This window comes from Bauldia sp. (assembly GCF_020442045.1).
GTDB lineage: Bacteria > Pseudomonadota > Alphaproteobacteria > Rhizobiales > Kaistiaceae > Bauldia.
This window is the reverse complement of record NZ_JAGRLA010000035.1, coordinates 11,692-26,520: the sequence shown is the minus strand read 5'-3', so window position 1 is coordinate 26,520 and position 14,829 is coordinate 11,692. Positions and strand designations below refer to the sequence as shown.

Annotated in this window: 9 protein-coding genes; 5 read left to right on the top strand and 4 right to left on the bottom strand. The window is 68.9% G+C overall.

From position 1 onward, the window contains the following. Positions 1 to 37: 37 nt before the first annotated feature. Both KDJ86_RS04305 and KDJ86_RS04300 read right to left on the bottom strand, forming a co-directional pair. A complete protein-coding gene (locus KDJ86_RS04305; protein WP_291743379.1) occupies positions 38 to 751 on the bottom strand; it encodes a Crp/Fnr family transcriptional regulator in 714 nt (237 codons plus the stop codon). A gap of 131 nt (positions 752 to 882) precedes the next feature. After that, the gene (locus tag KDJ86_RS04300; RefSeq protein WP_291743376.1) at positions 883 to 1,539 is read right to left on the bottom strand and encodes a TetR/AcrR family transcriptional regulator; all 657 of its coding nucleotides are present in this window, start codon (positions 1,537 to 1,539) and stop codon (positions 883 to 885) included. A 106-nt stretch (positions 1,540 to 1,645) separates the two neighbouring features. Between KDJ86_RS04300 and KDJ86_RS04295 the strand changes: the two genes are divergently transcribed. Continuing rightward, positions 1,646 to 2,458, top strand: a complete 813-nt coding sequence (locus KDJ86_RS04295; protein ID WP_291743375.1) for an oxidoreductase — start codon at positions 1,646 to 1,648, stop codon at positions 2,456 to 2,458. Positions 2,459 to 2,487: 29 nt separating this feature from the next. Here the strand turns inward: KDJ86_RS04295 and ilvD are convergent, their stop codons facing one another. Beyond that, positions 2,488 to 4,161 carry a dihydroxy-acid dehydratase gene (gene ilvD, locus KDJ86_RS04290; RefSeq protein ID WP_291743374.1) on the bottom strand — a complete coding sequence of 558 codons (1,674 nt, stop codon included), beginning with the start codon at positions 4,159 to 4,161 and terminating at the stop codon, positions 2,488 to 2,490. A 109-nt stretch (positions 4,162 to 4,270) separates the two neighbouring features. On the opposite strand from ilvD, the gene KDJ86_RS04285 reads away from it, so the two are divergent. Beyond that, the gene (locus KDJ86_RS04285) at positions 4,271 to 5,197 is read left to right on the top strand and encodes a LysR substrate-binding domain-containing protein (RefSeq protein ID WP_291743373.1); all 927 of its coding nucleotides are present in this window, start codon (positions 4,271 to 4,273) and stop codon (positions 5,195 to 5,197) included. A gap of 222 nt (positions 5,198 to 5,419) precedes the next feature. On the opposite strand, the gene atzF is transcribed toward KDJ86_RS04285, so the two are convergent. Next, positions 5,420 to 7,213 (bottom strand): allophanate hydrolase, encoded by a 1,794-nt coding sequence (gene atzF / locus KDJ86_RS04280; RefSeq protein WP_291743370.1) that lies wholly within the window; start codon positions 7,211 to 7,213, stop codon positions 5,420 to 5,422. A 285-nt stretch (positions 7,214 to 7,498) separates the two neighbouring features. Here atzF and kduD point away from each other — a divergent pair, with 285 nt between their 5' ends. The 3 genes from kduD (at position 7,499) to KDJ86_RS04265 (ending at position 14,829) form a co-directional block, all read left to right on the top strand. Beyond that, positions 7,499 to 8,263: a 2-dehydro-3-deoxy-D-gluconate 5-dehydrogenase KduD gene (kduD, locus tag KDJ86_RS04275; protein ID WP_291743367.1), complete on the top strand. Its 765-nt coding sequence runs from the start codon at positions 7,499 to 7,501 to the stop codon at positions 8,261 to 8,263. Between the two features lie 353 nt (positions 8,264 to 8,616). Continuing rightward, positions 8,617 to 10,485, top strand: coding sequence for an autotransporter assembly complex protein TamA (locus KDJ86_RS04270; protein WP_291743365.1), 1,869 nt, complete (start codon positions 8,617 to 8,619; stop codon positions 10,483 to 10,485). A gap of 33 nt (positions 10,486 to 10,518) precedes the next feature. Next, on the top strand, positions 10,519 to 14,829 hold the full coding sequence (locus KDJ86_RS04265) for a translocation/assembly module TamB domain-containing protein (RefSeq protein WP_291743363.1): 4,311 nt from the start codon (positions 10,519 to 10,521) through the stop codon (positions 14,827 to 14,829).

Here is a 14,829-nt window from a genome sequence, read left to right as displayed (position 1 = left end):
GGCATCGACGAGGAAGGTCGGGCGAGCGATCCGGCCGTCACCGCGCGCCGTCGAGGTTGGGCTGGCCGAAGCGCGGGTGGAGCGGGTGGAGCAGCTCCGCCCATGAGGTCCACAGCAAACGCGAAAGCTCGAGCCCGAGGCTCGCCTCGATGGCGATTTCGAGATCGCTGTCGCGAGCGGCCTCTTTCTCCAGGACGGCCGACGGCCAGACGACGACACGAGCCGATTCGGCCGCTTTGACCGTCACCGGTGCCATCGGCTTCTTCCCGTGGCTGAGAAATGCGGTAGCGCCGAGGAAGCGGCCCTCACCGACCGTATCAACCAGCGTGCCATTGTCGTCGACACGGGCGGTGCCCGAGGCGATGAGGGTCAGTGCCTCAACCGGCTTCCCCTGTTCCAGGAGGACCGATCCCGCTGGCACGGTCGACCAGGTGCCGAGACGAAAGAGCCCGGCGGCTTCGTGCTCCGACATGTTGCGGAGCGCGAGCTGGTACAGGCGCCTCTCGTCGTCGCTGAATTTGACCGGGCGGCGCTCGATCATGAGCTTGACGATCCAGAAGCTGTTGATCGCGATGAAGACGAAGCTCCAGGCGATGGTCGGCCACAGCGGATCGGATCGAAAATAGTAATAGGGAAGCGCCATGATTCCCCCCGCGACCGCCAGGATCCGAAGCCAGAGGATATCCCGCACCGAATAGGCGAAGAGATAAACGACGTTCGCCGCGTTCAGCAGGATCTCGAATCCGGACATCTGCGCCTCCTCTCGATGGGATGCGGAACCGCCCTTGACGGCGGCGCCGTCGAGATGCCGGAGACGTTAGCAGCTTGGGCGAGCAGAAGAAGGATTGGGGCACGTGCCGGTAAGCCAAGGCCGCCTTCCCGCTATGATCTCCGTATCCCGGCAAGCAGCAGACGCACGCCCTCGCCGAAGACGGTCTCGAAGCGCGACAGCGCGACAATGTCGCGAACGTCGCCCGGGAGGTCGTCGCGCATCGCGAGATCGCCGGTATCCATCCCGGCCGCGCCGAGGAGGAGCGCCATCAGCGCCGAGCCGAAGCGCATCCCATCACCCGCCGCGAGCCCGAGGCTCTCCTCGAGACGGCCGGCGACGGAGAGATAGACCGGCAGCGATGCCCGCTTCGCGGCGACCAGCGTCGCGATCGGTACATTCTGCTCGATGACGCCCGACAGCCGGGAGGCGAGCGCGATGAAGAGGGGGGCGCCCCGCGTCGCTTCGGCGATCGCGGCGATCGCCGCGTCGTCGCTCATGCCGGGGACGAGCGCCGCCTCGATCCGCGAGGCCCATTGGGCGAGCGCGTCGAGATAAAGGGCGAGGAACACCTCCTCGCGGGTTTCGAAATAGAGGTAGAGCGTCCCCTTGGCGAGGCCGGCGCGCTTGGCGAGGCCAGCCATGGTGACGCTGTCCAAGCCGCTTTCCCGGGTATGGGCGACCGCCGCGGCGAGGATTGCCGCGCGACGGTCCTGCTTCTGGTCCGGGGTGCGGGCCCGGCGCTGGGCCGGGGCGGCTTTTTTCGGCATGCGCGACGAATCCCTTTGACAAATGACCATTGGTCATTAAATAAGTGACCAATGGTCATTTAATAGGGGTTGCCGAACCTTTCCGCAACCCGGTCGGAGATCAGCGATGGCGGAGAAGAAGGTGATCCTGGTAACCGGCGCGTCATCCGGAATTGGTCTCGCGACGGCGCTGAAGCTCGTCGCGGAAGGACATGTCGTCTATGGCGGCGCCCGGCGGACGGCGGCGATGGCGCCGATCGAGGCGGCCGGCGGCCATGTCCTGTCGCTCGACGTCGGCGACGAGGCGTCGATGACCGCCGCCGTCGACACGATCCTCGACAGGGAGGGGCGGATCGACGTCCTGGTCAACAACGCCGGCTACGCGGTCTATGGCGCGGTCGAGGACGTGCCGATCGCCGACGCGCGCCATCAGTTCGAGGTCAATCTGTTCGGGCTCGCGCGGATGATCCAGCTCGTGCTGCCGGGGATGCGCGAGCGGCGGTCGGGCACGATCATCAACATCTCGTCGATGGGGGGCACGATCTACACGCCGCTCGGCGCCTGGTACCACGCCACCAAGCATGCCGTCGAAGGCTTCTCCGACTGCCTCCGGATCGAGCTCGCCCGGTTCGGCATCGACGTGGTGATCGTCGCGCCGGGCGCCATCGATACCGGCTTCAACGAAATCCTCGGCGAGCAGGTGGCGAAGGCGTCGGCGAAAGGCCCCTACGCGGCGATGGCGAAGGGGATCGCCGACGCGTCGCGGCCCGGCCGCGGCTCGAAGCCCGACGTCATCGCCGGCGTCATCGCCAGGGCCGTCGCGGCGCGGCGGCCGAAGACCCGCTACCGCGCCGGACAGTTCTCGCACCTCCTGGTCTATCTGCGGCGGATGCTTCCCGACCGCCTGTTCGACCAGGTGGTCCTCCGCGCCATGGGCTAGGGCAATGGCGCGGCGGACGGGCGGGCCGGCTACCCGGTCACCGCTCCCTTGTCGGCCGGCGTCGCGAGCGCCGCGTATTTCGCCATGACGCCGCGGGTGTAGCGCGGCGCCGGCTGCTTCCAGGCCTCGCGGCGGCGCTTGATCTCCGCGTCGTCGACGTTGAGCTGGAGGAGCAGCTTGTGGGCGTCGACCGTGATCGAGTCGCCTTCCTCGACCAGCGCGATCGTGCCGCCCTCGTGGGCCTCCGGCGTGACATGGCCGACGACCATGCCCCAGGTGCCGCCGGAGAAGCGTCCGTCGGTGATCAGCGCGACGCTTTCGCCGAGGCCGCGGCCGATGATCGCCGAGGTCGGCGCCAGCATCTCCGGCATGCCGGGGCCGCCCTTCGGGCCGAGATAACGCAGGACGAGGACGTCGCCGGCCTTGATCTTGTCGGCCATGATCGCTTCAAGCGCCGACTGCTCGTCGTCGAAGACGCGGGCGGGGCCGGTGATCACCGGGCTCTTGAGGCCGGTGATCTTGGCGACGGCGCCACGCTCGGCGAGGTTCCCCCTCAGGATCGCGAGATGGCCCTGCTTGTAGAGGGCGTCGCTGATCGGCTGGATGACATCCTGGTCGGCACGCGGCTCGGACGGCACCTCGGCGAGCTCCTCGGCCATGGTCCGGCCGGTGATCGTCAGGCAGTCGCCATGCAGCAGCCCGGCGTCGAGCAAGAGCTTCAGCACCTGCGGCACGCCGCCCGCCTTGTGAAGGTCGACGGCCATGTATTTGCCCGACGGCTTGAGGTCGCAGAGCACCGGTGCCTTGACCCGGATCCGCTCGAAATCGTCGAGCGTCCAGTCGACCTCGGCGGCGTGGGCGATGGCGAGATAGTGGAGGATCGCGTTGGTCGAGCCGCCGGTCGCCATGATCAGGTAGACCGCGTTCTCGATCGCTTCGCGGGTGATGATGTCGCGCGGCTTGATCCCCTTCTTCACCGCTTCGACGAGGACCCGCGCCGACTCGGCGGTCGAGTCGATCTTCTCATGGTCGGGGTTGGCCATGTTGGAGGAATAGAGCAGCGACATGCCGAGCGCCTCGAAGGAGGAGCTCATGGTGTTGGCGGTGTACATGCCGCCGCAGGAGCCGCTCGACGGGCAGGCGTTGCGCTCGATGCCCTCGAAGTCCTCCCTGCTCATCTTGCCGGCCGAGTAGGCGCCGACCGCCTCGAAGGCGGAGACGATGGAGAGGTCCTGGCCCTTCCAGCGGCCTGGCTTGATGGTGCCGCCATAGACGTAGATCGCCGGGACGTTGCAGCGGGCGATGCCCATCATGCCGCCCGGCATGTTCTTGTCGCAGCCGCCGATGACGACGACGCCGTCCATCCACTGGCCCTGGACGCAGGTCTCGATGCAGTCGGAGATGACCTCGCGCGAGATCAGCGAATATTTCATCCCCTCGGTGCCCATCGACATGCCGTCGGAGATCGTCGGCGTGCCGAAGACCTGCGGATTGCCGCCGGCTTCCTTGATCGCCGCGATCGCCGCGTCGGCCAGCGGCTGCAGGCCCGAGTTGCATGGCGTGATGGTCGAATGGCCGTTGGCGACGCCGATCATCGGCTTGTCGAAATCGGCCTTCTGGTAGCCCATGGCGTAATACATCGCCCGGTTGGGCGAGCGGGCGTCGCCCTGGGTGATGTGGCTCGACCTCTCATTCGCTGGCATGGCGGCTTGCTCCTGATCCTCGCGTTTCCCGGGCCATGGCTTAGTCGGTTCTCGAAAGACTGTAAAATATATATTTTGCGCTCTATTAAGTTGTTCTGCATATTAACGCATGGACCTGCGCCAGCTCCGCCATTTCGTCACCGTCGCCGAGACGCTGCATTTCGGCCGCGCCGCCGAAAAGCTCAACATGACCCAGCCGCCGCTCAGCCAGAGCATCCAGGCGCTGGAGGCGACGCTCGGCGTTCAGCTCTTCGCCCGCACGCGGCGGAGCGTCGCGCTGACGCCGGTCGGCGCCGAATGGCTGCCTTATGCCCGCAAGGTCCTGGCCGAGGCGGCGGCGCTGCCGGATATCGCGCTCCGCCTGTCGCGCGGCGAGGTCGGCGCGCTCCGCCTCGCCTTCGTCAGCACCGCGACCTACAGCGTCATGCCGCCGCTGATCAGCCGCTACAAGGCGCTCTATCCCGAGGTCGAGCTGTCGCTGCGCGAGGCGACCGGCGACGTCCAGATCGACTGGCTGCTCGACGGCGACGTCGATGCGGGCCTTTTGATCGCCGCGCCGCAGCCGATCATGCCGCCACAGCTCGGCTACCGGCCGCTCTATCGGGAAAGGCTGGTCGCCGTGGTCCCGGAGGCCTGGGTGGAGTCGGGTCGGATCGTGGCGAAGCGCGGCAGGCTCGGTTTCGACCAGATGCGCGAGGCGCCGCTGATCGTCTTCCCGCGCCAGAGCGCGCCGGCGCTGCACGACCTGATCACCGGCTATTATATCGATGGTGGGGTGACGCCCGCCATCGTCCAGGAGGCGGTTCAGATGCAGACGATCATCGGCCTCGTCTCGGCGGCGATCGGCATGGCGCTCGTCCCGGATTCGATGCGCGGTCTCGCGCGGCCCGGCGTCGTCTATCTGCCTCCGGCGCGAAAATCACCGGCGATGGAGACCGGTCTTGCCTGGCGCACCGACCGGTCGCCGCCGACGCTTCGCCGTCTCCTCGCGATTGCCGGGGAAAGTGCGACGGAGCCACGCCGGGCGGACCCTTAGCTCCACCTGCCCGCGTGGCCACGCTCCGGGCCGCCTGCACAGCTCCCCAACCCTCCCCTTGTCGGAGGGTCGAAGCGGCGCAGCCATGCGTCCTTCGAGGCCCCGGCTTTGCCGGGGCACCTCAGCATGGCAGCGGTAGAGCTTGCCTGCCCGCTGCCATCCCCGACCTGGCCATCCTGAGGTGCGAGGGCGGAAGCCCGAGCCTCGAAGGACGCACTGGTCTCAGCGCAGCGAGTCCAGATAGGCGCGCCAGCCGCCGAAGTCGGAAATGTCGCGCGCCCCGTCGATCGCCGCCGGTTCGCAGAGGAAGCCCTTGACCGCGGTTCCGTCGGCGAGCTTCACCGTGCCGATGCCGAGCGGCGACGGGATGCCGGACACGAAATCGCCGAAGCTTTCCCTCGGCAGGGCCCAGACCTCGATCTCGATCGCGCTGCCGACCTGGTTGGTGCGCATCAGGCCGGGTCGCGGCGGCGGACCGCCGGGCAGCGCGTAGAGCCGGTAATGCTGCTCGGTCGTGGTCTTGCGGACGAAGACCCCGCCCCGAGACGCCAGCTCGTGATTGAGGCTCATGCCGGAGAGATGGGCGCCGACGACGGCGACCTCGATGCTTGCCGGGGGGGCTTCCGCCGGCTGGGGGGCGACTGCCGGGACCCTGAAGCCGTTGGCGCCGATCCTCACCTCGGCGGCGCAATGCATGGCAGCGCCGACGGCGGCGAGCAGTCCGTCGCGACCGGCCGGCGCGATCAGGGTGACGCCGGCGGGACGCCCGTCGCCGCGGAACGGTCCCGGCACGGCGAGCGCGCAGAGGTCGAGCAGGTTGACGAAACTGGCATAGGTGCCGAGCCGCGAATTGGCGCCGATCGGATCGGCCTCGACGTCGGCGAGCGTGCAGACATCGGGGATCGACGGCACGACCAGCACGTCGACATGGCTCCAGACGTCGGCCGTCGCGCGCTTGAGCTCGGCGAGCTGGTAGAAGCCGGCGAAGGCATCCGCCGCCGAGCGCGACCGCGCGCCTTCGATGATCCGGCGGGTCACCGGATGGATCGAGTCCGGGCTCGCCTCGACGAAATCGCGGATCGCCTGGTAACGCTCCGCCACCCAGGCGCCCTCGTAGAGCAGCGCCGCGGTTTCGAAGAAGGGCGCGAGGTCGACGGGCCGCGGCGCCGGGCCGATGCGCGGGAAGAGGGAGAGCGCCGCGTCGAAGGCCGCGGCCGCCGTGGCGCTGCCGAAGATCCGGCTGGCATCGTCGGGCACGCCGATGCGGACCGACGGCGGCAGGGTCGGGCGGCCGACGGGGATCGGCCGCGAATAGGGATCGGCCCTGTCGAAGCCGGCGGCGACGGAGAAGGCGAGCCAGGCATCGGCGACCGTCCCGGCGAAGACGGAGACGCAGTCGAGGCTGCGGCAGGCCGGCACCACGCCGCGCGTCGACAGCGCGCCGCAGCTCGGCTTCAGCCCGACGACATTGTTGAGCGCCGCCGGCACCCGCCCGGAGCCCGCCGTGTCGGTGCCGAGGGCGAAGGAGACCAGCCCGCGGGCAACGGCCGTGCCGGAGCCGGAGGACGAGCCGCCGGGAACCAGCGCCGGGTCGAGCGCGTTGCGCGGAACCGGGTAGGGCGTCCGCGTCCCGACCAGGCCGGTGGCGAACTGGTCGAGGTTGGTCTTGCCGATCAGGATCGCCCCGGCCTCGATCAGCCGGTCGACGACCGGCGCGGAGGCCGTCGGCGTATAGGCATAGTCCGGGCAGGCGGCGGTCGTCGGCATGCCGGCGACGTCGATATTGTCCTTGACCGCGAAGGGCACGCCGTAGAGCGGCTTGGTCGGGTCGATCCGGCCACCGAGCTCGCGGGCGGCCGACAGCGCGTCCTCGCGATCGACCAGCGAAATGAAGATGCCCGGATCCTCGGCTTCCTCGATCGCGACGAAGGCCGCCTCGATCGTGTCGACCGCCTTGTTGCCGTGGCGATAGTCGGTCAACAGCCGGGAAATCTCGGCGTCATGGGATATCGGCAAGGCGACGTGTCCGCTTTTGTTACAACCGGTATTTGGCGAGCAATATCCGGGCCATGCCGGCATTTCCAGTCGCCAGGCTGCCCGCCGAATCAGGGGCCTGCCCGCCCACGCGGCCCATAAATTCCATGATCGCATGCAATCTGCAATTCCTCGCGTTGCGACGGAAGTTTGCATGCACGGAAATTGTGCAGTCGCGCGGCGTCAGGGGACCGGACCGCCGCCGGCATCGCGGCGGATGGGCGAATACGGGGAGAAAACCGGCCCACCGGCTGCTATGAAGCGGCGATGACAGTTGCTCAGCTCTTCGACCTGACGGGCAAGGTGGCGATGGTGACCGGCGCCCGGCGCGGGCTCGGCCAGGCCATGGCGCTTGCCCTTGCCGATGCGGGCGCCGACATCGTCGGCGTCGGCCCCAATCCCATGGATGGGACGGCCCGCGAGGTCGAGGCCCGCAATCGCGGTTTCACCGGGATCGCCGCCGACCTCGCCGTGCCGAACGACTTTGCCGAGATTGTCGGGAAGGCCGTCGCCGCCAGTGGGCGCGTCGACATCCTGGTCAACAATGCCGGCATCATCCGCCGTACCGATGTCCTCGACTTCGCGGAGACGGACTGGGACGAGGTGATGCAGGTCAACCTCAAGAGCGCCTTCTTCCTCTCGCAGGCCGTGGCCCGCCACATGGTCGAGCGCGGGGCCGCGGGCCGTATCGTCAATATCGCCTCGATCCTCTCCTTCCAGGGTGGCGTGCGGGTGCCCTCCTACACCGCCAGCAAGCACGGGATCGTCGGCCTGACCCGGCTGCTCGCCAACGAGCTCGCCCCGCACGGCATCACCGTCAACGCGATCGCGCCGGGATATATGGAGACCGACAACACAGAGGCGCTGCGCAACGATGCGGATCGTAGCCGGCAGCTTATCGAGCGCATTCCGCTCGGCCGTTTTGGCCGCGCGGAGGAGCTTGCGACCGCCCTGCTGTTCCTTGCCGCGCCGGCGAGCGGCTACGTCACCGGGTCGGTGGTCACCGTCGATGGCGGCTGGATGGCCCGCTGACCGGGTATGCGGCAAACGGGCTCGCGGGGATGGTCGTCGGGGCCGATCCGGAGCCCCGGGCCGTCCCGATCGACCGCGGCCTCTTCGCTCATCGGCTGAGCCATTGCGCATTTTGGCTTGTCTGCCGGCATGAAATGGCGGTATTTCGCCATTTCCGTATCTGTAGCAGCGACGCGAGGGACGTCGCGCTGGCAGCCAGGGATATCGGCCCGCCGACGAAAATCGGCCAAAGCCAGCGCATATCGGGATAAACTCGCGATTCAGGGATGGGTTGCTAGACTAGGGCTCGCAAAGGTCCGGGATGGGCCGGAACGCCGCGCGGGGTGGCGTTTTGTCGTTGGGGAAGGGTTGGCTTGCGTTCACGTCTGGGACGCATCGCTATTGTGCTGGGCGTCGTTCTCGTGGCCGGGAGCGCGGCGACGCCGTCGTTCGCCATCTGGCCCTTCACCCGCAACGACAAGGTCGAGGACCCGGTCCCCGATCCCGTCACCTACACCGTCGATATCGAGGTGGTCGGCGGCAGCCGGAGTTTCCAGCGCTCGCTTCGCAATGCCTCGTCTCTCTATACCCGGCGGAAGACGCCGGCATCGGGCATGGTCGGCCTGCTTGCCCGCGCGCGGGGCGACATCGGCAGCCTGACCGCCGTCCTCTACCAGAATGCGCGCTATGCCGGTCAGGTCGCGGTCACCGTCGCCGGCCGGCCGATCGACAGCTTGAGCCCGTTCGATCCGGTCGGTGCCCAGCCGGTGCCGGTGAAGGTGGTGGTGACGGCCGGTCCGCAATTCGTCTTCGGAACCGTCAATGCCGGTCCGCTGCCGCCGGACATGACGCTGGAGGACCTCAAGCTCCAGCCGGGCGAGATCGCCGAGTCCGGGCGGATCGTCAATGCCGAGGATACGATCGTCGGCGGCTGGCGGGACGAAGGGCATCCGCTCGCCGCGGTCGTGAAGACCGACGTCGTCGCCGATCACGGCAGCCGCACCCTCGACGTCACCATCGGGGTCGATCCCGGCAAGGTGGCGGATTTCGGCAGGGTAACCGTCAGCGGCACCGACCGGGTCCGTCCAGATCTGGTCGAGGGCCGCGCCGGCATCGACGGCGGCACGGTCTATTCGCCCAAGATAACCCGTCGGGCCGAGGCCCGGCTCCGCGACCTCGGCGTCTTCGACTCGGTCCGCGTCGTGCCGGCCGACCATCTCGACCCGGACGGCACGATCCCGGTCGACATCATCGTCACCGAGCGCAAGCGCCACGTGATCGGCGCGGGCGTCAACTATTCGAACACCGAGGGTGCCGGCGCCGAGATCTACTGGGCCGACCGCAACCTTTGGGGCGGAGCGGAGTCGCTGCGGCTCTCCGCCGGAGTCTCGGGCTTCTTCGATCCCGATTATGACGAACCGGACTACAACTTCGCGGCCAAGTTCAAGAAGCCGGCAATCCTCGATCCGATGACCGACTTCACCCTGCGGGCGGAGGCCTTTCGCGAGACCTCCGACGCCTATCGGGCGACGACCCAGGAGGCCGAGGTCGGCCTCAGCCGCATCTTCACCGATACTCTCAGTGGCGCGCTGCTGCTTGAGATCGAGAATACCCAGATCGACGAGGCGATCCCCAAGGAGGACTACCTGATCGCCACCCTGACCGGCGCCGTCGACTGGGATACGCGCGACAACAAGCTCAATCCGACGCGGGGGATGAACGTCCATCTCGAAGCGGCGCCCGCCTACGATTTCCTCCAGGACCAGACCTTCGCCACCTTCAAGGAGGACGTCTCGATCTACCGCGCGATCGACGCGGAGCGGCGCTTCGTGCTGGCCGGTCGCGTCCAGTCGGGCGTGCTGACCGTCGACAAGATCCGCGACGTCGCGGCGAGCCGGCGCTTCTATGTCGGCGGCGCCGGCACGGTACGCGGCTACGGCTACCAGAATATCGGTCCGCGCAACAAGAAGGGCGACCTGGTCGGCGGACGCAGCGATTTCGCGGTTTCCGGGGAAGTCCGCTACCGCCTGTCCGACGCCCTCGGCCTCGTCGCCTTTGTCGACGCCGGCAACGCCTATCGCGACATGCTGCCGGACATCAGCCGCCTCAAGGTCGGCGTCGGCGGCGGCATCCGCTACCTCACCCCGGTCGGGCCCCTGCGCGTCGATCTCGCCGTGCCGCTCGATCCCCGCCGCGATGACCCCACAGTTGCGCTCTATATAGGACTCGGCCAGGCCTTCTGACCGGCCGGAGGCGAAGGAGAAAGAGCAGGGACGATGCGGCGCGCGCTTCGCTATGCAGGATTTGCGATCGTCGGATTGATCGCCCTGGTCGGGCTGCTGCTCGTCCTGCTGGCGACGCCGCCCGGGCGTGCGGTGCTGGCCGGCATCGTCGAGCGGGCCGCGTCGGGCAACGGCATGACGGTGTCGATCGGCGCGCTGACCGGCTGGCCGCCTTTCGCCTTCGGCGCCGACAAGATCGTTGCCTCCGACACCAGGGGCGTCTTCGCCGAAATCGACGGGCTTGAGATCGATCTCGACATCGGCGCCCTGCTGACCGCCAACATCGCCTTCGACTCGATCGGCGCCGACCGCATCTCCTTCGTCCGCGTGCCCGAGCTGGAGGATGCGGCGGGTGGCGCCGGCGACGCCGATGCCGGCACCGGCGGTGGCGGCGGCCTCTTCCCGATCTCCGTCGACAAGCTGGCGATCGCCAGGCTCGAGCTCGGCGAGGAGCTGGTCGGTCAACCCGCGGCGCTCGCGGTTGGCGGCGCCTTCGCGCTGCGTGCCGATGGCGGCATCCACGCCGACGTCAAGGCCGAGCGGCTCGATGGCCAGCTCGGCTCGGTCAGCGCCCTGGTCGATCGCGCCGGCGGCACGGCGCCGATCGGTGTCGACCTGACGGTGGAAGAGGCGGCGAACGGCATCCTCGTCGGCCTGATGGGACGCGACGGCGGACCCGGCTACCGCCTGTCCGCCAAGTCGTCGCTTGCCGACGGTGACCTCACCGGCGCCGTCTCGCTGACATCGGACGGCGCCGCCCGCTTCTCCGGCCGCTTCGGCTTCGCCGCCGCCGGCGACGGACAGAGGCTGACGGTGACCGGCGAGGGCGATCTTGCCGAGCTCGTCCCGCCGGGCTTCGCTGACCTGCTTGCCGGCAGCATCGACGTCGCCATCGATGCGGAGTGGCGCGCCGTCGCCGGCACCAGCCTTCCGCGCGTCGTCATCCATGACGGCAAGGTCTCGACCGGCGCGGTGAGCGTTGCTGCTTCCGGCGTCTTCGGCGGCGCCGATACCGATATCGCGTTGAAGATCGACGCGGCCGGCCCGCATGGCGGCGCCCTGACCCTGCCGGTCGGTGGCCCCGATCCGCTGCGCTTCGACAGCCTGACCCTCAACGGACGGATCGCACCGGGCGAGGGGAGCCGCCGGCTCGACCTGATCGGCCGCATTGCCGGCCTTTCGGTGTCGGGAATCGCGGTGCCGGGCATCGGCCTGTCGCTTGCCGTCGAGGCGGAGGGCGACGACCCGCTGATGGTCAGGGAGCTGCCCTTCGCGGTTCGCGTCGAAGCGGATGCGATCAACCTCGCGGCCGGGAACATCGTCGCGACCGACGCCCAGCCGCTGCTCGTCACCGCCGACGGGACGCTCGATGTCGCGGCGATGTCGGCGAAGCTCGACGCCGACCTGTCGGCGATCGGCGGACGGGCGCTCTTCTCCGGCGACGTTTCGTCCGAGACGGCGACCGGCGAGCTCCGCTTCCGCTTCGCCGATCTCGCGCCGCTGTCGCCGCTGGCCGGACGCGACCTCGCCGGCGCGGTCGGGGCAACCGTCAACGGCCGCTATTTCGGCGCCGACGGCATCGCGCTGGCGATCGAGGGCACGGCGACCGACCTCGATCCGGGCGAGCCTTCGGTGGCGCCGCTGCTCGCCGGCCAGACCCGCTTCGCCCTCAAGGTGTCGGACGACGCGACGGGCCGGATCGCGATCACCGACCTCGCGGTGAACGGCGACGCGGTAACGCTCTCCGGCAACGTCGCGCTTGCCGGTTCGACCATCGACGCAGACCTTGCCGGCGGCCTTTCCGACCTCGCGCTGGTCGCCGACCAGTCGCGTGGCGCCGCGACGTTCAAGGCGAAGGTCAGCGGCGCGCTCGACGCCCCGACCTTCGACGTGATGCTGGCGGTTGCCAATGGCGAGCTCGTCGGCCAGCCGATCGCCGATGCGACCGTGCATGCCGCCGGCGAGCCGGTCGATTCCGGCTGGCACGCCGCCCTGGCGCTGGGCGGCTCCTTCGCCGGACGGCCGCTGCAGGGAACGGCGGAGGCGATGCTCGATGTCGCCTCGGGCCGTTTCGCGCTTCCCGCGGTTGACCTCGCGATCGCCGAGAACCGGATCACCGGCGCCATCGAACAGACTGACGGCGGGCTGCTTTCCGGTTCGCTGTCGCTCGACGTCCCCAACGTCGCGACGCTCGCGGCACTTGCCCTGGTCGAGGCCGCCGGCTCGGCCGAGGCCAAGATCCGTTTTCAGCCGGATGGCGGGAAACAGGCGGTCGACGTCGCCTTTGACGGTCGGAATATCTCGGCCGCGACGCTCGTCGCCCGCAAGGCGGAGGGCAATGTCAGGATCGCCGACGCGCTGGGCACGCCGCAGGTCGACGGCGAGGTCGATCTCGAGGGAATCGACGCCGGCTCGGTCAAGATCGACACGGCGCGGATGTCGGCGAAGGTCGAAGGCAACGATACCCGCTTCGAGGTCGCGGCCAAGGGGCCGGACATGGACCTCGACGGCGCCGGCAGCCTGACCATGGAAGGCGATGGCCAGCTCCTCGAGGTCAGCCGGCTGACCGGCAATGCGTATGCCGTCCCGATCAGGCTCAATGGGCCGGTGCGCGTCCGGCTCGGCGACCAGATGGCGGTCGAGCGGCTCGACCTCGCCCTCAGCGGCGGCCGGATAACCGCGGCCGGTCCGGTATCGCCGCAGCTCGGCGTCGACGTCACCATCGACAAGGTCTCGCTCGCCCTCGCCAACCAGTTCTCGCCCGGCCTCGGTGCCGCCGGAACCCTCTCCGGCAAGGTCAGGGCGACCGGTACAACCGATGCTCCGAATGTCGCCTGGCAGGTCGATCTCTCCGGTTTCTCCGTTGCCCAGACCGCGTCGGCCGGGCTTCCCGCGCTGGCGATTTCCGGCAGCGGCGAGGCGACGCTCGATGCGACGACGGTTGCCGCGAGGATTTCCGGCGCCGGCGCGACCCTGGAGGCGAACGGCCGCGTACCGTTTTCCGGCGGCGACCCGAATATCAGGGTGGAGGGCACGGCCCCGCTCGAGCTCGTGGCGCTGTTCGTCGACCGGGAAATCGATCTTGGCGGCACCGCCCGGCTGGCGCTCGATGTCGCAGGCCCGACCGCGATCTCGGGGAGCGTGACGCTGGCCAACGCCGTCTTTGTCGACGCCCAGACGCGGTTCGGCGTGAAAGGTGTCGCCGGCCAGATCCGCCTCAGCGGCCAGACCGCCACGATCGACCTCAAGGGCCAGATGGCCCAGGGCGGTGCTATCACCGTCGGCGGGTCGGTCGAGATCGATCCCGCCGCCGGGCTGCCCGCCAACATGAAGGTCAGCATCCGGGACGGCCGCTATGTCGACGGCGAGATGGTCGACGCTACCTTCTCCGCGGCTCTCACCGTCACCGGACCGGTGATGACCACCGGCAAGGTCGGCGGCCGCCTCGACATCTCCAAGGCGGAGATATTGCTGCCGGACAGCTTCGGCGGCGGCGCCGCCCTCGATGTCCGCCACGTCAACACCGAGCCGGGCTTCGTCCAGCCGGTCAAGCCCGCGCCGCCGGCCGCGACCGGCGGCGGCGGCCAGGCGAGCGGCGGACTGGCCCTCGGCATCACGGTTTCCACCACCAACCGCAGCGCCATCTCGGTCCGCGGTTTCGGGCTGGATGCCGGCGTCGGCGGCTCGATCGAGGTCACCGGCACCACCGACGCGCCGGTGATCGTCGGCGGTTTCGAGCTGTCGCGCGGCCGCATCGAGGTCATCGGCCGTCGCTTCGACTTCACCCGGGGCCGCATGACCTTCACCGGTGACTTCATCCCGGTCCTCGACTTCGAGGCGGAGACCCGGACGGCGGAAATCACCGCGATCGTCAATGTCGACGGTCCCGCCGACGATCCGCAGATCTCCTTCTCATCCAGGCCCGAATTGCCGGAAGAGGAGGTGATCTCCCAGATCCTGTTCAACCGTACCGTCGGCAACCTGACGGCCTTCCAGGCCGCCCAGCTCGTCGACGCGGTCGGCCAGTTCACCGGCGCCTTCGCCCGTGGCGACGGGATTTTCACCCGCGTCCGCAAGATGACCGGCCTCGACGATATCGATGTCCGCGAGAACGATTCCGGCGGCACCACCGTCGGCGTCGGCAAGCGGATCAACGACAATCTCCGCGTCGGCTTCGAGCAGGACAGCGGCGGCGCCGGGCGGGTCACCATCGATCTCGATATCACCCGCAACCTCAAGGCGCGGGGCACGGCCGGCGACGACGGCTCGGGCTCGCTCGGCCTGAATTACGAATACGAATACTGA

Coding starts and splice junctions, on each gene's coding strand:
- KDJ86_RS04295 (WP_291743375.1), top strand. CDS start 1,646: ATGGCGGAGAAGAAGGTGATCCTGGTAACCGGCGCGTCATCCGGAATT.
- ilvD (WP_291743374.1), bottom strand. CDS start 4,161: ATGCCAGCGAATGAGAGGTCGAGCCACATCACCCAGGGCGACGCCCGC.
- KDJ86_RS04265 (WP_291743363.1), top strand. CDS start 10,519: ATGCGGCGCGCGCTTCGCTATGCAGGATTTGCGATCGTCGGATTGATC.
- KDJ86_RS04285 (WP_291743373.1), top strand. CDS start 4,271: ATGGACCTGCGCCAGCTCCGCCATTTCGTCACCGTCGCCGAGACGCTG.
- KDJ86_RS04305 (WP_291743379.1), bottom strand. CDS start 751: ATGTCCGGATTCGAGATCCTGCTGAACGCGGCGAACGTCGTTTATCTC.
- kduD (WP_291743367.1), top strand. CDS start 7,499: ATGACAGTTGCTCAGCTCTTCGACCTGACGGGCAAGGTGGCGATGGTG.
- KDJ86_RS04300 (WP_291743376.1), bottom strand. CDS start 1,539: ATGCCGAAAAAAGCCGCCCCGGCCCAGCGCCGGGCCCGCACCCCGGAC.